General features: G+C 59.6%; 19 protein-coding genes. 3 read left to right on the forward strand and 16 right to left on the reverse strand.

Going from position 1 to position 16,457, the window contains the following annotated elements:
- Positions 1–20: 20 nt before the first annotated feature.
- The 6 genes from FME68_RS09315 to FME68_RS09340 all read right to left on the reverse strand — a co-directional run bounded on the left by FME68_RS09315 (position 21) and on the right by FME68_RS09340 (position 4,852).
- Complete coding sequence (locus tag FME68_RS09315; protein WP_158397393.1) at positions 21–1,568, reverse strand: 5-oxoprolinase subunit B/C family protein; 1,548 nt, start codon at positions 1,566–1,568, stop codon at positions 21–23.
- Positions 1,568–2,329 (reverse strand): 5-oxoprolinase subunit PxpA, encoded by a 762-nt coding sequence (locus FME68_RS09320; protein ID WP_158397394.1) that lies wholly within the window; start codon positions 2,327–2,329, stop codon positions 1,568–1,570. The genes FME68_RS09315 and FME68_RS09320 overlap by 1 nt, the downstream gene beginning before the upstream one ends.
- Before the next feature lie 194 nt (positions 2,330–2,523).
- Complete coding sequence (locus FME68_RS13060; RefSeq protein WP_195914101.1) at positions 2,524–2,988, reverse strand: hypothetical protein; 465 nt, start codon at positions 2,986–2,988, stop codon at positions 2,524–2,526.
- Positions 2,985–3,155, reverse strand: a complete 171-nt coding sequence (locus tag FME68_RS09330; protein WP_158397395.1) for a hypothetical protein — start codon at positions 3,153–3,155, stop codon at positions 2,985–2,987. Before FME68_RS09330 ends, FME68_RS13060 begins: the two co-directional genes overlap by 4 nt.
- 265 nt (positions 3,156–3,420) lie before the next feature.
- Positions 3,421–4,035, reverse strand: coding sequence for a hypothetical protein (locus tag FME68_RS13300; protein WP_230308956.1), 615 nt, complete (start codon positions 4,033–4,035; stop codon positions 3,421–3,423).
- A gap of 247 nt (positions 4,036–4,282) precedes the next feature.
- Positions 4,283–4,852 (reverse strand): hypothetical protein, encoded by a 570-nt coding sequence (locus tag FME68_RS09340; RefSeq protein WP_158397396.1) that lies wholly within the window; start codon positions 4,850–4,852, stop codon positions 4,283–4,285.
- A 415-nt stretch (positions 4,853–5,267) separates the two neighbouring features.
- Here FME68_RS09340 and FME68_RS09345 point away from each other — a divergent pair, with 415 nt between their 5' ends.
- Positions 5,268–6,848 (forward strand): peptide ABC transporter substrate-binding protein, encoded by a 1,581-nt coding sequence (locus FME68_RS09345; RefSeq protein ID WP_158397397.1) that lies wholly within the window; start codon positions 5,268–5,270, stop codon positions 6,846–6,848.
- 81 nt (positions 6,849–6,929) lie between these two features.
- Here FME68_RS09345 and FME68_RS09350 read toward each other — a convergent pair whose 3' ends face one another.
- The 5 genes from FME68_RS09350 to FME68_RS09365 form a co-directional block, all read right to left on the reverse strand.
- Positions 6,930–7,532, reverse strand: coding sequence for a hypothetical protein (locus tag FME68_RS09350; RefSeq protein ID WP_158397398.1), 603 nt, complete (start codon positions 7,530–7,532; stop codon positions 6,930–6,932).
- 179 nt (positions 7,533–7,711) lie between these two features.
- Complete coding sequence (locus FME68_RS09355; protein WP_158397399.1) at positions 7,712–8,608, reverse strand: hypothetical protein; 897 nt, start codon at positions 8,606–8,608, stop codon at positions 7,712–7,714.
- Positions 8,609–8,898: 290 nt separating this feature from the next.
- Complete coding sequence (locus tag FME68_RS09360) at positions 8,899–9,522, reverse strand: sortase (protein ID WP_210384380.1); 624 nt, start codon at positions 9,520–9,522, stop codon at positions 8,899–8,901.
- 14 nt (positions 9,523–9,536) lie between these two features.
- Positions 9,537–9,755 (reverse strand): hypothetical protein, encoded by a 219-nt coding sequence (locus tag FME68_RS13065; protein WP_195914102.1) that lies wholly within the window; start codon positions 9,753–9,755, stop codon positions 9,537–9,539.
- A 41-nt stretch (positions 9,756–9,796) separates the two neighbouring features.
- Positions 9,797–10,750 (reverse strand): DUF2891 family protein, encoded by a 954-nt coding sequence (locus FME68_RS09365; RefSeq protein WP_158397401.1) that lies wholly within the window; start codon positions 10,748–10,750, stop codon positions 9,797–9,799.
- A gap of 290 nt (positions 10,751–11,040) precedes the next feature.
- Here FME68_RS09365 and FME68_RS09370 point away from each other — a divergent pair, with 290 nt between their 5' ends.
- Together FME68_RS09370 and FME68_RS09375 are read left to right on the forward strand one after the other, a co-directional pair.
- A complete protein-coding gene (locus tag FME68_RS09370) occupies positions 11,041–11,838 on the forward strand; it encodes a RelA/SpoT-related domain-containing protein (RefSeq protein WP_328287796.1) in 798 nt (265 codons plus the stop codon).
- A gap of 1 nt (position 11,839) precedes the next feature.
- Positions 11,840–12,070 (forward strand): hypothetical protein, encoded by a 231-nt coding sequence (locus tag FME68_RS09375; RefSeq protein WP_039674063.1) that lies wholly within the window; start codon positions 11,840–11,842, stop codon positions 12,068–12,070.
- 34 nt (positions 12,071–12,104) lie between these two features.
- On the opposite strand, the gene FME68_RS09380 is transcribed toward FME68_RS09375, so the two are convergent.
- The 5 genes from FME68_RS09380 to FME68_RS09400 form a co-directional block, all read right to left on the reverse strand.
- Entirely contained in the window at positions 12,105–12,452 is a 348-nt protein-coding gene (locus FME68_RS09380; RefSeq protein ID WP_070509534.1) for a DUF2200 domain-containing protein, read from the reverse strand.
- Between the two features lie 56 nt (positions 12,453–12,508).
- The gene (locus FME68_RS09385) at positions 12,509–13,762 is read right to left on the reverse strand and encodes an ATP-binding protein (protein ID WP_049155904.1); all 1,254 of its coding nucleotides are present in this window, start codon (positions 13,760–13,762) and stop codon (positions 12,509–12,511) included.
- 210 nt (positions 13,763–13,972) lie between these two features.
- The gene (locus FME68_RS09390; protein WP_328287797.1) at positions 13,973–14,554 is read right to left on the reverse strand and encodes a hypothetical protein; all 582 of its coding nucleotides are present in this window, start codon (positions 14,552–14,554) and stop codon (positions 13,973–13,975) included.
- Positions 14,555–14,557: 3 nt separating this feature from the next.
- Positions 14,558–15,130, reverse strand: coding sequence for a hypothetical protein (locus FME68_RS09395; RefSeq protein ID WP_049155910.1), 573 nt, complete (start codon positions 15,128–15,130; stop codon positions 14,558–14,560).
- 30 nt (positions 15,131–15,160) lie between these two features.
- Positions 15,161–16,435 (reverse strand): hypothetical protein, encoded by a 1,275-nt coding sequence (locus tag FME68_RS09400; protein WP_049155913.1) that lies wholly within the window; start codon positions 16,433–16,435, stop codon positions 15,161–15,163.
- Positions 16,436–16,457 lie beyond the last annotated feature (22 nt).

A 16,457-nucleotide genomic window follows, 5' to 3' on the forward strand; every position in this document is an offset into this window, starting at 1 on the left:
GGGTGTTCCTTTACTAGTGTTTAAGCGAGTTCAAAGCGGACCGTCGCTCCCGGCGGGAGCTGCGCGGCAATGTCAATATCTTCTTCAAGGACAGTGGCGATGACCGGGTAGCCGCCGGTCACGGCGTGATCGCGGAGGAAAATCACGGGCTCACCACTCGGCGGAACCTGGACGGAGCCTGCGACCATGCCCTCCGAGGGCAGCTCGCCCTCGCGGGCGCGACCCAAAGACACGGATCCCTCCGGGCCGACCAGGCGCACGCCCACGCGGTTGGACTGCGCGGTCACAGTCCACTCCGTGGCCAGGAAGGCCTCCAGGCTTTCGGGCGTAAACCAGTCATCGCGCGGGCCGAGCACGCAGCGCAGCACACCCTCGGTCTGTCCGTGCGCGCCTTCGCGAACGCGCATGGGGTTGCTCAGCTGCGCATCGGTCATTGCGGTGGAGCGGGGGAGGACACCAATGACATCGCCCAGCCGCACCGGGGCAGGCCCCAGTCCGGAGAGCACGTCGGTGGAGGCTGAGCCCAGCTCCGCATCCGCCACGATGCCGCCGCGGATGGCGATGTAGCTGCGCAGGCCCACCGTTGCGGGATCCACGGTTACCGTCGAACCAGCGGTGACGAGCACCGGGCGTGCGAGGTGCACCGGCATATCGTCTAGCAGGACGCGGGATTGGGCGCCGGTGACGCACACGACGGCGTCGGTCAGCGCGCGCAGGCGAATGCCGCCGATATTCTCCAGCACGGTGGCGCCGCGCGGGTTGCCCACCGCGACGTTGGCCGTGGCTGCCGCAGCCAAGTCCGCAGCACCCGAGGGCGTGACGCCCAGGTTGCCGCGGCCAGGGCGGCCCTGATCCTGGAAGAGGGTGAGCAGGCCGGCGTCGAGGACTTCCAAGCGCGGCAGGCGCGCCGGGGTGCGACGGCCAAAAGGCATGGTAGACACCACCTCCGGCAGCGAGCTCACCGCGCGGTAGCGTACGCGGTCACCGGGCTGCACCAGCGCTGGCGGGTGGGCATCGGATTCCCACATCGGCGTCGAGGTAGTACCCAGCAGCTGCCAGCCGCCGGGGGAGACGCGCGGGTAGACAGCGGAGAAACCGCCAGCAATACCCACGGCACCCGCCGGCACCGCGGTGCGTGGGGTGGCGCGGCGCTCGATGTTGAAGTTCTGCGCCGGGTCCGCCGGGGTGCAATAGGTAAAGCCTGGCGCGAATCCGCCGAAGGCGGCGAGCCACTCGGTGGACGTGTGCCAGTCAATGAGGCCTTCGCGCGACATGCCCATCAACTCGGCGGCCTCATCGAGGTCCTCGCCGTCATAGAGAACGTCGATTTCCACAAAGCGCGGACCCTCGCCCGCCTGCGCGGTGGGGTGGAAGTCCTGCAGTTTCTCGGCGGCAGCGGCGGCAGAGTTCGGGGTGGCAAAGGTCAGCAGCAAGGTCGTGGCGGCGGCAATGGCATCGACTTGGTCCTTGAGTGGATTGGCGTCGAGTGCCGCGTGCCACGCCATGACCTGGGATAAGTCCTCCAGCTCCACGAGCAGCGCGCGCGTTCCTACGGGGTGAATATGCATCAGATGGCGCTCCGAATCTCAATCCCGCGCGCCTGCAGTTCCTTGACCACACCGCGCAGCAGTTGCACCGCGCCGGGCGAATCACCGTGCGTGCACACCGACTGGGCATCCACGTTGAGCACGGAGCCGTCGATGGCCGTGATGGATCCGGTTTCAGCGACTTCGAGCACGCGCTTGACGACGTCCCCCTCATCACCCATTACCGCATTCGCCTCTCGCCGCGAGACGAGCGTGCCATCGGGGTTGTAGTTGCGGTCCGCGAAGGCCTCGCGGATGACGGTCAGGCCCTTCTTCTCCGCAATGTCGACGGCGACACCGCCGGGCAGCAGCATGACGGGCAGGTCGCCGAAGGCCTTAATGCCGTCGATAACCGCGTGGGCCTGGGCCTCGTGGTGGACGATGGTGTTGTACATCGCGCCGTGCGGCTTGACGTAGGACACACGAGTGCCGTTGGCCTGGGCCAGGGCCTGGAGGGCACCGATTTGGTAGGTGACTTCGTCGGCAAGCTCGGCAGGATCGTAATCGATGAAGCGGCGCCCGAATGCTGCCGGGTCGTTATAGCCCACGTGTGCGCCGACGGTGACGCCTGCCTCAGCCGCCGCCTTGAGGGTGCCCGCGATGGAGTGCGGATCGCCGGCGTGGAAGCCGGTGGCGACGTTGGCGGAGGAGACGAGCTGGAGCATCGCGGCGTCATCGGCCACGGGGTTACCGGCGGTGGTTTCGCCGAGGTCAGCGTTGAGGTCTATGTGCAGCGTGCTCATGACAGGAGGACACCTCTTCTATAGTTCTCGAATTGTTGAACAATCTATGGGTGCCTAGTGTAGTCCGCATCACGTCAGTTTGTGAAGTGTGTCCCGCAACTGCGTTGTGGGGGTAAGTGAAAGCGCCCCCGTGCCACGGGTGCTGTGGCGCGGAGACGCTGGTACTAGGTGCCTGTGCAACAGGCGTTAAAGACTTAGAGCTTCAGGGCGTTCTTGACGAACGGGAAGGCAGCTGCGATGACGGCGAGAACGCCGGCAACGATAGCAGCGATGCCGAGCGGGGTCGGCTTGTTGTCCTCGGAGGAGAGCTCATCCTTAACGGAGCTCTTCTTGTCCTTGTCCTTGTCTTCGGACGGGTTCTTGTCCTTATCCTTATCCTGCTCGTTCTTGTCCTTGTCTTTGTCCTTATCCTTATCCTGCTCGTTCTTGTCCTTGTCCTTGTCCTTGTCTTCGTCCTCGACAGGTGCAGGATCCTGGCGCTCGCCGTCGACGATATCGTAGTCGACCTTGCCCGGGCCGCCCTGGGAAGCGCCCCAATCGCCGAGGTCGATCGATTCGGAGTCGCATACTGCTTCGCCGTCCTTGGCCATTTGGAAGACATCGAAGCGGCTCAACGTGAGCTCTGCATTGTCGGTGGCCTGCCAGGCGAACTCGCTCACCTTCTTGAAAGTGTGCTCCTTGCCGTCGACGTGGCAGTGAACTCAGCCTTCGGGGTACCGCAGTTGGTAGTGGTGGCAGCTTCCTCAGCAGAAGCGACGGTGGTGCCAGCGAATACGAGAGAGCCAGTCAGGGTTGCGGCGAGCAGGCCGCGGGAGAAGTTATTCATGTTGTCTCCAATAGAGATGAAATAGAAGTGAAAAATAGTGAATCGGAAAGGTTTAAGAACCAATCAGATAACCGGTATCGGCTGAGGCAAGAGTGTAGTTTGCTCGTGCGGTGGATGTCGCAGTGTTGAATATAAATTTGACTATTTTTAATCTGACCCTTAGCTAACGGGTGTTTTCCGGACATTGAAAACACCCCCATCACTTGAATGAAGTGATTGGGGGTGACTAGTCAACGCCGAAGAAATGGCGTTTTAGTGCTTCAGGTTAGAACGGAAGCTTGATGCCCAGTGCGCGTGCAGCATTCGGGACGATTGCAGCCAGTGCGCCAAGGACGCCAATGACGATTGCTGCGATGCCCAGGTCGGTCGGCTTGCCGTCCTTGGAGGACAGTGCGTCCTTGATGCCATCAAAGGAGCTCTTGTCCTTGTTTTTATCCTTGTCGCCCTCCGACTCGTCGTCGTCGCCGTTTTCGGAGTCTTCGTCGTCGCCGCCCTCAGACTCGTCGTCGTTGTCGGCGTCATCGTCACCGCCCTCGGACTCGTCGTCGTCGCCGTTGTCAGCGTCATCGTCGCCGCCGGTGTTGCCGTCGGTCTCGTCGTCGATATCGATAGGTTCGGAGTCGCATACGTCTTCGCCATCCCTAGCCAGATTGAAAATATCGGCGCGGGTTAGCTCGACCTCTTCATCGTCGGTGGCCTGCCACAGGAATTCGCTGACTTTCTTAAAAGTGTGCTCCTTGCCGTCGACGGTGGCAGTGAACTCAGCCTTCGGGGCACCGCAGGAGATGGAGGTTTCTTCGGCGCTGGCGGCGGTGGCCCCAGCGAATGCGAGTGAACTGGTCAGGGTTGCGGCAAGCAGGCCGCGAGAGAAGTTAGACATAAGAACTCCGAGAATAGGTAGTAGGTGAAAGGGTGATGGAAAGTGGAATGAATCATTCCGTTAACCGGTACCGGTTGGGTTCGGAGTGTAACCCAGATCCCACGCCTGCGGCTGATGCAAGACGAAAAACCTTCGGTTTTCGGGAGTACTCCCCATGAACACACAAAGGCACCCCCAATCCACGCGATGGTGGTGGGGGTGCCTTGTGTGCTTAACGACGTCCCTTAGGACGTTCAAGCTTCAGTGATTAGAACGGAAGCTTGATGTTCAGAGCCTGAGCAGCGGCCGGAACGGCAGCAGCGATTGCGCCAAGGACGCCGAGGACGATGGCAGCGATGCCCAGATCGGTCGGCTTGCCTTCCTCGGAAGACAGCTTGGCCTTAATGTCGTCGAAGGAGCTCTTCTCCTTGTTCTCGTCCGGGTTCTTGCCGTCGTCCGGGTTCTTGCCGTCACCAGGGTTCGTGCCGTCCTCCGGCTTCTTGCCGTCACCAGGGTTGTTCTCGCCCTCGCCCGGGGTGGGCTGACCCTCACCTGGGGTGGTCTCGCCCTCGCCCGGGGCCGGATTCTCCTCGTTGTCCTTGCCCGGGTTGGCCTCGTCGTCACCGCCGGTCTCGCCTTCGCCGGCCTCGCCGCCACCTTCGGTGCCACCGTTCTCGGTGTCAGTGGTGGTGTCGGTGTTGCCGGCCTCGGTGATGGCGTTGATGGCGTCGTTGACGGTTACGTCAGTGTTCTCCTCCGCGTTGGCGGCGGTGGCGCCAGCCAGTGCGAGGGAGCTCGCCAGAGCGGCAGCGGTGAGGTTGCGGGAAATGCGCTTCATATTATTTCTCCTGGGAATAAATCGGGGACGTCTTATGAAAGTGAAAAGCCGTCATCAGGCGATGTTCGTTATCGCTTACTGAATTCGACCTCCCACATGCTAACGAAGGTCGGAAAGGGATTGGTCAAGCTGTGAAAGGTTTTATGGGTATTCAACGACAGCTGCCAAGGGCTTATCAGCGCGCAATAATGTTTGCTGGCGCGGTTGTGTTGCTACGAAAACGCGAAAAAAGACTGTATGGCGGTGGTGCGGTCGGGGAGAAAGCGTGGGGTAGGAGCCGAGGATGTTGACAGGCGTTACACAGGGGATCTGCGCAAGGTTCCGGCGGCGGAGAGTGCATTTATTGAGTGAAGCGCAACATATCGCCGTATCGTTATGGGAGAGTTCACACACGCGATATCTCTAAGGAGAACTCATGCAATGGACAAAAGTAGGCGCGAGCTTCGCCGTAGTTGTCGCAGTAGCTGGCCTGACCGCCTGCGGAGGAGATGGATCCGGTGATGCGGCGGATGTTGATTTCATCAGCACCAACTCCACTGAACCCCAAAAGCCGCTCATCCCCGCGGATACCAGCGATGTACCGGGAGCAACGCTCATTGACCTCATCTACTCAGGACTCGTGTACTTCGATGAAAACGGCGAGGTTCACAATGATCAGGCAGAGAGCATCGAGAAGACCGATGACGTGACGTACAAGGTCACGCTCAAGGAGGATGCGGTGTTCTCCGATGGCTCCCCGGTGCGTGCTCAGGACTACGTCGATACGTGGAACAACGCTGTAAAGAACAGCATGCTCTCTGCGTATTTCTTCGAGCCCATCAAGGGCTACGAGGAAGGAGCAGAGAGTATGGAAGGGCTCAAGGTTGTCGATGAGAAGACGTTCACCATTGAACTTGATGAGCCCACAGCGGATTTCGAGACTCGTTTGGGCTATTCCGTCTTTTTCCCCATGCACGAATCAGCCTTCGATGACATCGACGCCTATGGCCAAAACCCAGTGGGAAGTGGACCTTACAAGCTGCAGGAATGGAACCATAACCAGAATGCGATCCTCGTTCCCAACGAGAAGTATGAAGGTGACCGCAAGGCGCAGAACGATGGTCTGAACTTCGTTTTCTATGCCGACGCCAGTGCGGCCTATGCTGACTTGCTTTCGGGGAACCTGGATGTTTTGGACTCGGTGCCGTCCTCGGCCATGGCCAACTTTGAAACTGATCTCGGCGAGCGCGCAGTGAACGAGCCTGCTGCAATTTTCCAGTCCATTACTATCCCCGCCGGGGATGAGAACTTTAGCGGGGAGGCGGGGGCGTTGCGTCGACAAGCACTGTCCTTGGCCATTGACCGCGAGGAGATTACCCAAACCATTTTCCAAGAAACGAACACCCCGGCGGTGGATTTCACATCGCCTGTGCTTAACGACGGTGCCACAGACATCCCTGGCAACGAGGTCCTGACCTATAACCCGGACAAGGCGCGCGAGCTGTGGGCCAAGGCGGAGGAGATGAAGCCATTCAAGGGGCCGTTCACCGTGGCGTACAATTCCGACGGTAGTCACAAGGAGTGGGTCGATGCTGTCGTGAACTTCATTCGAAACACCCTTGACATTGATGCGCAGCCAGCGCCGTATCCGGATTTCAAATCGCTGCGTGATGAAGTCACGAACAAGACGATCGAGGGTGCGTTCCGCACCGGCTGGCAGTCGGTATACCCGTCGCCGTCGAGCTTCTTGGAACCGTTGTATGCCACGGGCGCTGCGACTAACGACGCCGACTACTCCAACCCCGAGTTTGATTCGCTTCTGCAGACAGCGGCGGCGGCAGCTAACGAAGAGGAGAGTGTTGAGCGGGTCAACGATGCCCAAGCGGTACTCATGAAGGACCTTCCAGCAATCCCGCTGTGGTACACCAACTCCACTGGTGGCTACTCCGAGCGTGTCGATGATGTGATCTTTACGTGGAAGTCGAAGCCGCTGTATTACAAGGTGACTCTGAAGTAGATCGATACACGTCCTGCTACGTGAAAAGCGCTCCTCAACGATTGGTGGTGAGGAGCGCTTTGTCGTGAGCTTTTGGAGCTATTAGAAGGGCAGCTTGATGCCCAGGGACTTTGCCACGCTCGGAGCGACAGCAGCGATGGCGCCGATGACGCCCAAGACAGCAGCGACGATGGCGGCGATGCCAAGATCGGTCGGTTCACCGTCCTTGGAGCTGAGGGCTTCATCGAAGGAGCTGGACTCATTGGTGCCGGTCGGCGCCTGCGAAGGCTCATCCGCTGGCTCCACGGGCTTCTCCGTCGGGGTGGTCGGCGTTGTCGTCGTGGACGTCGTCGAGCTCGGCGGGTTCTTGGCCAGGGATTCCTTGATTTCAGCGGCTGCGGTGTCCTGCTTGCCACAGGCAGCGGCGTTGTCCTTGGCAATCGCCATGACCTCGGCGCGGTCGAGGGTCAATTCTTCATTGTCAGTGGCGCGCCAGAGTCCGAATTCCTCCTGCTTGAAGGTGTGCTCGGTGTCCTCGATGGTGGTGGTGAACTCTTCGGCTGGAGCCCAGCAGAAGTTGATTTCGGTAGCCGAAGTGTTGGTGGCGTTTGCGGTGGATTCGTCGGCGGTGGCGATGGTCGAGCCAATAACACACAGAGAGCCTGCCAGGGCGGTGGTGGCGAGAGCGAGTGAAGCCTTCTTCATGGGATTCTCCTAGAAATAGAGCGAAGGAAAGTGAAAGATAGAAAACCCTTGGTGTGCAGGGGCTATTCAACTATATTAACGCTACCTCAAGCGCTAAGCACAAAACCGCGAGAACCGCGTTCCTCCAGGCTCTTCAAGGTAAGGCCTGGAGGCACGCGGGGAACGCGGCGCCGGGACTCTTAGATAAAGAACTTGCGGCGGGCGGCGAAAGCACCAGCTGCAATCATGGCTGCGATGGCCAGTGCGGCGAGGCCACGAGCAACGGTGTTGGAACCGGTCTCAGCGGAGATACCGCGCGACTGTACCTGGGACTTCTCGGCGGTGCTTTCGGCAACCTGACCACCCTGGGCGATGACCTCGTCCTTGTTCTCCTTGAGCATCTGCTCGGAAGCGGCCTTCTCCTCGGCACTCGGGGCGTCGTTCTGGGCTGCCTCTTGGGACTTCACGTAGGTCTTGCCGTCCTTGGCCAGGTACCAGGTCACGCCACCGATAACGAGGGCGGCCGGCAGAGCCAGCCATGCCAGCTGCTTGGCGTCGAAATCGGAATCCTCGGCGGAACCGGCCGGGGGCTGGGAGCCGCCCGTCGGATCGGTCTCTCCGGAAGGAGGAGTAACAGGCTTGTCCTTGTCCTCACCGGCCCCCGGATTCTCGTTGTCGGCCTCGGGCTTCTCGCCGCCAGCCTCCGGCTTCTCCGGGTCATTCTTAGGAGCATCGCTGCCGTTGTCGATCGGGTAGTCAACCTGGGACGGGCCGGCCGGAGCCGGGTCTGGGTTGGCCGGTGCAGGGGCGTTGTCCTGAGAGTCCTCATCAACCGGGGCTGCTGGATCCTCGGCGGGGGCTTCCTTTTCTTGTTCTTGCATGCGCTCCCACACAGCCTGTGCGTGGTCTGCAGTGAGAGTTGTGGAGCCCAGTGGATTGGTGCTCTTGTAGGAGCCGTCGGCTTGGCGCTGGTAGGTGTAGCCTTCGAACTCGAACTCAGCCGGAGCCGGAATCTGTGCAGAGGCAACGGCGGTGCCGCCCAGTGCGAGGGAGCCAGCCAGTGCGGCTGCGGTCAGGGTGCGGTGGATGCGCTTCATGTGTGTCTCCTAGTGGGTTTGTGAGAGGTAGTTCATCAGACCAGAACCACAATAGTCACAATTTTCACATCAGTCACAGGGGTTACAATGTGGTAATCCGCAACTTTCGGGATGGAAGTCCCGCCACGCGTGCCGAGTGTTCGATCGCTATGTGGCATCGTGCTGGGGGTTAAAGCGGCTGGTCATTGCCTAAGAGCCGTGGCTAATGCGGTCCTGCTGGTTGTGTGAATGTTCGACAATGACCTGCGTAAACAGGCATCCCCCCGCTATGGGGTAAAAACAGGCGGAGCCTAGTTCTGGGGTGCGGTCTCAGGTGCGGTTGTTACGCCCTCAAACTGCCAGCCCACCACAGCGTTGCGTACCGCGGCGGCTAGCGGGTTGGCCGGTTGAATGCAGCTGATGGTGAGCAAGCGGCCCGGTTTGGCATCGGCACCCCAGATGCTCTCGTCCTGCTCAAGGCCTTCCTTGGAGGGATCGTGCAGATCTGTTGCGGTATATACCAGCCACTGCTCGCCGGAGTTCTGCGTGCGCAGATACAGCTTGTCGCCGACCGCGGCCTTGTGCTCATCGGCGCGGCCGTCGTAGAGGTTATTGAATACCGCCGGCACGCCCGCGCCCGTGTGACCAGCAATGACCACGATGTCCGGCGAGTCCGTTCCGGGCAGCGAATAGGGCTTGTCCTCTGCGGTATAGGTGCAGGCCTTATTCATGGAGTCCGGGTTGATCTTATTGTCCTTGACCCGGCAGGAACCTTCCTCGAATTCCGCGCGTACATCAATCGTCGGAATGTACATCTCGACTGCCGGTGAAGGTTCGATGACGGCGGCGGGTTCCGTTACCACTTCTGTGGGCTGCGGTGCGGGTGTGTCCGGTTCCTGATTGAGCTTGAGCGCGGCGATAATGCCGACCAGCACCACCGCCACAATGGCTACGAGGCGGAGACCTCGGCTGTCGCTGGGCTTGCGATGGCGTGCGGTTGCTTGTTGGGGGCGGCGTCCTCGGTGGTGTGGCTGCTGCTTGGCGACGGCCCCCGCGCGGCCGTACGAGGAGCGGCTTCGGCGGCGGGCGCGTTCTGCGCGAAGATCGATGCGGATCCCCTCTTCCGGCAGGCGGTAGCTATCGCGCGCGCGGAGTAACGAGAATCCATGGTGAGCTCCTGAGAAGAACGGTGATTAGAAAAATACAGTACTACTCGACGGCGAGCTGGTAGCGCAGTGCGTAGGTGATAAGCCAGTGGGTGGACATGAAGTGGCCGTCGACAAGCTGTGGGCGCGCGCTGGCCGCCAAGGCTTCGGCGCGCGGCAGGGCAGAGTCGTCGAAATGCTCGGCGAGCTCAACAATCATCCACGCCCTTGTGAGTGCCAGGCCGTAGAGATGGGCCAGGCGGCCATCGGTCGGGTCGAGTACTTCTGGGATATCGGTAAGGAAATCCAGTGTTTCGGCGCGGTGGGGGAGGAAACCGTCGAACCACTGTGGGAAGTCCGGGAGAACGCGCGACATGAGCAGGGCTTCTGATAATCCATTGGAGAGGAAATCGTGCCCGGACAGCTCCCACTCCAGCGGATAGTCACGGTCATCGCCGAAAAGGCGAACCGCAGAATCGCGCACCGAATCTGCTAGTGAATCCAATCCAAGTTTCTCCGCTGCCTCGAGGATGAGGAAAAGGTTGAAAGCGGTATTGGAGTGCATGCCGTGGCGTACCGGCTGGTTGAGTGAACCGAGCCAGTCGTGGCAGTGCTGCGCGGTGAGCTCGACGAGCTTATCCATTGCCTCGCTGGGACGGATGGAGGCTAGCTGCAACAGCCAAGCGCGCCCGTAGGGCATCTCATACCCGGGGTGTTCTAGCAGGTAGTTGTATTCCACGGTGAGGGCTTGGGGGCTGAGGCGATCGTCGAGAAGCGTGGCAAGACCGGTGGGAGATTCAGGTCCGAGCATGGAGTCCAATAGCACCCCGGAGTACTGCATGTGGACGCTGGAATGCCAGTCGAAACAGCCGTAGAAACTCGGATGCAACTCTCGTGGGCGCACGTGGCAATCGTCGACGGACGCGCTCGTATGGTGCATGGCGGCGGGGAACTCGCGCTCGAGGGCGTCCACAATTGTCTCCGCCCAGGTTTTGGCCCAAGTCTTTAGCGTGGTCATGTGTCAAGTATGGCAGAGCCGAAGGTGGAGGATGCCTGCTGTTAACCACTGAGGGTGTGTCACAATATAAAATCGAACAAATGATCGATTTCTGGCTCTGATGTCCGGCCGCTCTTGTAGTCTTCGGGGCAGGCATCCAAGAGGTGGGGGATGCACGGGCCGTACGCACGCGGTCTAGCAGGGGTGTCTGGAACTACAGGCAACACCTCGTCGTGGGGGTTGCGCACATCTATTAAGGGGGAACCTTGAGGTTCTTAGAACAGAAGCCGACGACGTTTAGTAAGAGACAAGTGCATCGAATAGGAAGTGCGTTGCGCGCTGGGCAAGAGATCGATGAAGAGCTCTATCGGCACATCCTGATTCACCAGTCTGCTCTCTGTGACCATCTTGAGTCTTTGGCAGTTTCGACACTGAGTGAACTGGGCGTGCCGCTGGAGCGCTCGATAGATTCCGTTGTGGAACCGGACTCGAAGCGATTCTTTATAGGTTCGAGGGTCAAGACGCGGCCAGTACTCGTTGAGAAACTGAGGAGAATGCCGAGCTTCCCGCTGGAGAGTATCCAAGACTTTTCGGGAGTGCGTATGGACTTCGATGTGACGCTCTCTGAACAATCAAGGCTGGCGGAGTTACTTGCTCAGGACTTGGAAGAAAGGGGAGCTGACCGCGTCAGAATCCAGGACATGAGAGAAAAGCCGCATTCTGGGTATAGGGCGATTCATCTGCACATCTATTCTCCAGCAGGACGCGCCGAGTTTCAGCTCCGAACGGCACTCCAGTCGCGATGGGCCAACCTTTACGAACTTGCTGGTGACTTATATGGTCGCGGCATCCGATACTTAGAATTTGGGGAGCGCGTACCGCTGCAATTCGACACCCAAGTTCGCTCGCTCCATGAGCTTTCGGAAGTGGTGCATAGAGTAGAGAAGTATTTCGATGTGCTCTCTTCTCCCTTTGTTGAGCACCCTGTTGAAACGGTGGAGTTGCGTGAAGCCCGCCTATTGCGGAAAAGGACTTCTACGATGTTGGATAGGCTCATTAGTGAGCTCGACAAGAGACGGGCAGACAATGAGTCGGAAGGGAGTAAATAGAATGCCGGCTTTTCTCATCAAGTATCACCGTCCGACGGGTGCATTGAATGTCACCGAGTTTGAAACCTTGACTGAGGCAACTCTGGCCCGCCATGATCTCGATCAAATCAACGATGACCCAGACGTTGAACTCGTTGCCATTGGTGCAAAGAACTTAGAGTCCGTCCGGCATACGCACGCGCGCTACTTCTTCCGTGAGAAGACCGCGCCGCCGTATCCTTTTGTGGCTTAAAGCTGGAAGCTTTAAATGGCGCAGCTGGCGAAGGCTAGCCGCGAAGGATTTTCTCCATGGCCTTTCCTTTGGCTAGCTCGTCAACGAGCTTGTCCATGTACCGAATATTTTGCATCAGCGGGTCCTCGATGTCCTGGACACGATGCCCGCAGATGCTGCCGGTGATGAGGGAGCGGGATGGGTTCAGGTGCGGGGCCTGCTCGAAGAAATCCTCGAGGGTGACCTTTTGCTCCCGGACCCGTCCGAGCTCCTCAACCGAGTAGCCGGTAAGCCAAGTGATGACCTCGTGGAGCTCGCTGACTGTCCTGCCTTTGCGCTCTACCTTCTTAACGTAGTGCGGATAAATATCGGCGAAGGGGACGGAAAAGATGCGGTGAGACATGGGTGCAGTATATCCGTGAGCCTCATGGTGTGAGGAGGCCGTTCGTTGTCGCGGATTTAGCCGTGCCAGAGCGTCGAAATTGGCATTGCCCAAAGGTTTTCACCCATCGGCAAGACGTCCTTGCCTGTGTACAAGACAATTCCTGCGCGGAAAGAATCACCAGCTACCTGCTGAAGATAGCGCAGGCCAGCAAAGTCCTTCGGCTGGATCGACATCGCGGCTTTGACTTCCACGCCAACAACGTCCCGGGATCGTGATTCCAGCACAAGGTCAACCTCTTTGCCGGTAGAGGTCCGAAAGTGGAAGAGGCGATAGTCAACCGATGACCATGCCTTCTGCTTCAGAAGCTCGTTGGCAACGAAGGCTTCGCAGATCCCGCCGGTAAGCGTGCTGGAAATGTTCATCTCCAATGCTTCTGGCTCGAGGCCTGCCAGGCTTGTAGCAAGCGCCGTATCTGAAAGGAAGACCTTGGGCTTAGAAATAGCCCGCTTTTCAAGATTTGTTCCCCATGATGGCAATTGGTTAATCAAGAAAACATCACTCAGCGCAGTTACATAGGTGGGGACTGAGCGTTCGGGAATGTCGAGTGCACGCCCAATGTGCGCCGCTACAAGTTCCGCGGTCCCTTGTGCAGCAAACTTGTCGAGAAGATTGTGTAAGCGGTCAGGGAATTGAATGCCGTAGAGCTCGGCAGCGTCTTTTGACAAGACTCGCTCAATATAGGCATCGAACCATCGGTGTTGCCGCCGCCGAGTAGAATCCCTAAGCCCTGGAAAACTCGGCGTGCAGAAGAGCTGGAAGTAGTCGGTCCGGGAAGGGGTAGATGTGGGTTGTACGCCTGCATCTTTTAATGACCACATTAGGCCGGCAAAGTCTTCGTGGATGCCTAAACGTTCGCCCACGCTGAGGCCGTGAAGGCGAATAGTTTCTGCGCGGCCAGCGAGAGATTCTTCAGCTCCCGTGAGACTGAGGAGGTTGGATGATCCGGTAAGGATAAAACGCCCCGGCCGTCGATCTTCTTCGAGTGCGCCTTTAATCGCGCGAAACAACTCTGGTGCGCGCTGAATTTCATCAATGGCTAGTGTCCCCTCGGGGAGCTGTCTGACAAACCCGTCTGGGTCCGCTTTTGCAGAGGCCAGCGAAGCGCTCTCATCAAGGTTAAAGAACCTATGATCTCTACCTTCGAGCAATTGATGGACGAGAGTACTCTTTCCTACTTGGCGCGCGCCGGAAATAGTCAGCACAGGTGTATCCGACAGAACTTCTTCCGCCAGATCTTGTGCGTTTCTATGTAGAAAAGAATCAGTCATGACAGTCAATCTACCTGCACTGTTGCGGTTCTGCAATGCTCACACTGCCGTTCTGCAATGATCTCACTGCTGTTCTGCAAGGACTTCGTTGCCGTTCTGCAATGCTCCCGCTGCCGTTTGATCACGCTGTGGAACGCCAAAAAGAGGGCACCCGCAGCCGTCGTGAAACGGCTTGGGGTGCCCTCTTCTGTGAGGCCTGGAGGAGGCGAGCTAGTCCCAGACGGGGGCGTCGCCAAGCTGCAGCTCAGAGTAGCGCGCCTCCGGAACGGTGGCGGAGTAGGGCTTGCCCACGGCCTCCCATTCCTGGTCGGCGTTGCAGCGTACGTCCTGGCCGTCAGTGTCGAGCATGGTGAAGCCCCACACCAGCTTGCCCTGGGAGTTCGCCGGCAGCGTGTACGGGCCGACCTTTTGGTCAAGCTTCCAGTGCTGCTCGTGGACGTAGGTGAAACCGTAGGTCTGGGTGAGCACCTTGGCCAGCTCGCCTTCGCCCTTGATGGAGCCGGAGACCTCGATGGTCTGCGTGCGCGCTTGGGTCACGGTGTGGCTGACCGGCACGGGCTCATCGTTGCGGTTGGCCACGCTGGTGGCATCCGTCTGCTTGAACCAGCGGCGTGTAGCGGTGACGTAGGTGCCGTTCTTACCGGGTGTCGAACAGTGCGTGCCCGGCTTGTGGTCCTCATTCCAGCGCTGGGGCAGCTCGAAGTCCCCGCCGAAGTCAGCGGCGTGGGCCACAGGAGCGGCCGCCAATAGGCTGAGCGCGGCGAAAGCGCTCGCGATGGACTTCTTCAGCACGTCTTAGCCCCAATCGTTGTTGTCGCGGGTGGAGACCTCCACGTGGCGCTCCTTCGGCAGGGTAGCAGTGAAGGTCTCGCCGTTGGCCTGCCAGGTGTTATCGGAACCGCAGATGGTCTTCTGACCCTCGAAGTCGGAAACCACCCAGCCGGCGCGCATGACGGCGGTCTTGCCCGGAGCAATGTTGTACGGGCCGACCTGCTCGCCCACCTCGTAGGACTGGGAATCGGTGTAGCTGGAAGAGAAGGTGAAGTTGATGAGATCCAGCAGCTTGAAGTCAACGCCGGCGGAAACGTTCCAGGTCTTGGTCTTGGTTTCCTTGATGGAGCGGGTGACCGGCAGCGGCTCGTCGTTGTAGTTGGAGATGGTCCAGGAACCGGCGGAGCCGTCGAAGTAGGTGCGCTTGATCTTAACGGTCTGGCCGGTGTCACCCGGGTTGGCGCAGTGCTCGCCGATGGTGGTCGGGTTGGCCGGGCCCAGGTCACGTGCCGGGAGGGCGTTGGCGGCCGGGGCAGCGATCAGGCCGCAGGCAATGGCCACGGCAGCGGTGGTGGAAGCAATCTTGGTCTTGAACATGGTGATCTCTCCTTGGGAAGTAAAGGGGGATTAGTAGATGGTCTGGGTCGGGACTGGGAGTTCGCGGTACTCCTCCGGGGTGACGTCCTCGGTGCGGGTGGAGCCGTCCTTGCTGGTGATGGTGGCCTCCGCCCAGAAACCGCTGGGAGCGGTGGTCTGCTTGTAGTTGGAGGTCAGGCTGTACTTTCCGTCCTTACCGCAGTGGATCTCGCGGTAGTTGATGCGGGTCATGGTGGTGCCGTACTCCACGCGCACGCGCTCGCCGGGAGCCAGGTCGATGTGCTCGAGCTCAGTTCCTACCGGCATGTAGGCGCGCTTGACCGCACCGACGGACTCCAGCCAGCCCTTCGGGATATCGCCGCGGTTGCCCTGCCAGTTGGTGTACGGTGCGTGCTCGGCGCCGACGGCGAAGTCAGTGACCGGCGCGTACTCGTAGTCACCTTTGGACCAGTTGAGGAAGTCCGTGGAGTAGCCCGGCTTGCGGAAGGTGGGCTTAACCGCAGTGATATCCAGCGGGTACCAGGAGCTATCGCGGCCCTCGCAGGTCTCGCCCTCCTTGGGCCAAGATGGATCGCGCTGCAGGTCCTCGGAAGGTTGCATGATTTCGTCCTTCTTCGGGTCCGCGATCTTCTCCAAGCTGGGGCCGGACACGGAGGTGTAGTTGCCTTCGATGGGCTTGGAGTTCGCGCCCGGGGAGCGGGAGGGAATCTCCATGGCCAGGTCCGAAATTGAACCATCCGCCTTGATGATGTAGGCAAAGGCATAGCGCTCAGCCGGGCCCTTGCCTCGGATGACATTCGCCCCCGGCATGTTCTCCAGGCGGTCATCGTTGCAGCCGACGAACATGGAGATGAAGTCCTTTTCCACCACTCCGTATTCCACGCGGAAGGACTCGCCCGGCTTCAAGGTGATGGGGCCGAAGGTTTCCTTGTCGTGCCAGCCGTTGGACAGCTTCAGCCCGATATCGGACTTAGCGGTGGTATCCCAGCCAGAAGGCATTGCGGCCTTGGAGTTGGCCTCGATCTTGTGGTTGGTGCCGGTCTCAATGGAGGCGGTATAGGGCACGTCCTGATCGGTGGTGTTCTTGAACTGCAGGGTGCCATCGCTTAAGTAGCGGCGGCCAGTCTCTGCGAAGTGCCACTCTGGGGTGGTGATGTTTTCGCCGGACGCACTGCAGCTTTTGTAGAGGTTGGTAATGGGATAGGCCTGTGGCATGGGCGGGATGTCGGCCGCCTGTGCCGCAGGGGTAATGAAGGCCGCGGCTGCCGCCAGCGGTGCAAGCGCACGCAGTCCCTTAATGAGCACCTGTGTACCGTCCTTATATTTT

It is taken from the genome of Corynebacterium hiratae (assembly GCF_009708045.1).
Taxonomy (GTDB): domain Bacteria; phylum Actinomycetota; class Actinomycetes; order Mycobacteriales; family Mycobacteriaceae; genus Corynebacterium; species Corynebacterium hiratae.

What these genes read in the sequence shown, in the direction of transcription:
- FME68_RS09315 (WP_158397393.1), bottom strand. Translation starts at nt 1,568, where the DNA reads ATGCATATTCACCCCGTAGGAACGCGCGCGCTGCTCGTGGAGCTGGAG.
- FME68_RS09320 (WP_158397394.1), bottom strand. Translation starts at nt 2,329, where the DNA reads ATGAGCACGCTGCACATAGACCTCAACGCTGACCTCGGCGAAACCACC.
- FME68_RS09330 (WP_158397395.1), bottom strand. Translation starts at nt 3,155, where the DNA reads ATGAATAACTTCTCCCGCGGCCTGCTCGCCGCAACCCTGACTGGCTCT.
- FME68_RS13300 (WP_230308956.1), bottom strand. Translation starts at nt 4,035, where the DNA reads ATGTCTAACTTCTCTCGCGGCCTGCTTGCCGCAACCCTGACCAGTTCA.
- FME68_RS09340 (WP_158397396.1), bottom strand. Translation starts at nt 4,852, where the DNA reads ATGAAGCGCATTTCCCGCAACCTCACCGCTGCCGCTCTGGCGAGCTCC.
- FME68_RS09345 (WP_158397397.1), top strand. Translation starts at nt 5,268, where the DNA reads ATGCAATGGACAAAAGTAGGCGCGAGCTTCGCCGTAGTTGTCGCAGTA.
- FME68_RS09350 (WP_158397398.1), bottom strand. Translation starts at nt 7,532, where the DNA reads ATGAAGAAGGCTTCACTCGCTCTCGCCACCACCGCCCTGGCAGGCTCT.
- FME68_RS09355 (WP_158397399.1), bottom strand. Translation starts at nt 8,608, where the DNA reads ATGAAGCGCATCCACCGCACCCTGACCGCAGCCGCACTGGCTGGCTCC.
- FME68_RS13065 (WP_195914102.1), bottom strand. Translation starts at nt 9,755, where the DNA reads ATGGATTCTCGTTACTCCGCGCGCGCGATAGCTACCGCCTGCCGGAAG.
- FME68_RS09365 (WP_158397401.1), bottom strand. Translation starts at nt 10,750, where the DNA reads ATGACCACGCTAAAGACTTGGGCCAAAACCTGGGCGGAGACAATTGTG.
- FME68_RS09375 (WP_039674063.1), top strand. Translation starts at nt 11,840, where the DNA reads ATGCCGGCTTTTCTCATCAAGTATCACCGTCCGACGGGTGCATTGAAT.
- FME68_RS09380 (WP_070509534.1), bottom strand. Translation starts at nt 12,452, where the DNA reads ATGTCTCACCGCATCTTTTCCGTCCCCTTCGCCGATATTTATCCGCAC.
- FME68_RS09385 (WP_049155904.1), bottom strand. Translation starts at nt 13,762, where the DNA reads ATGACTGATTCTTTTCTACATAGAAACGCACAAGATCTGGCGGAAGAA.
- FME68_RS09395 (WP_049155910.1), bottom strand. Translation starts at nt 15,130, where the DNA reads ATGTTCAAGACCAAGATTGCTTCCACCACCGCTGCCGTGGCCATTGCC.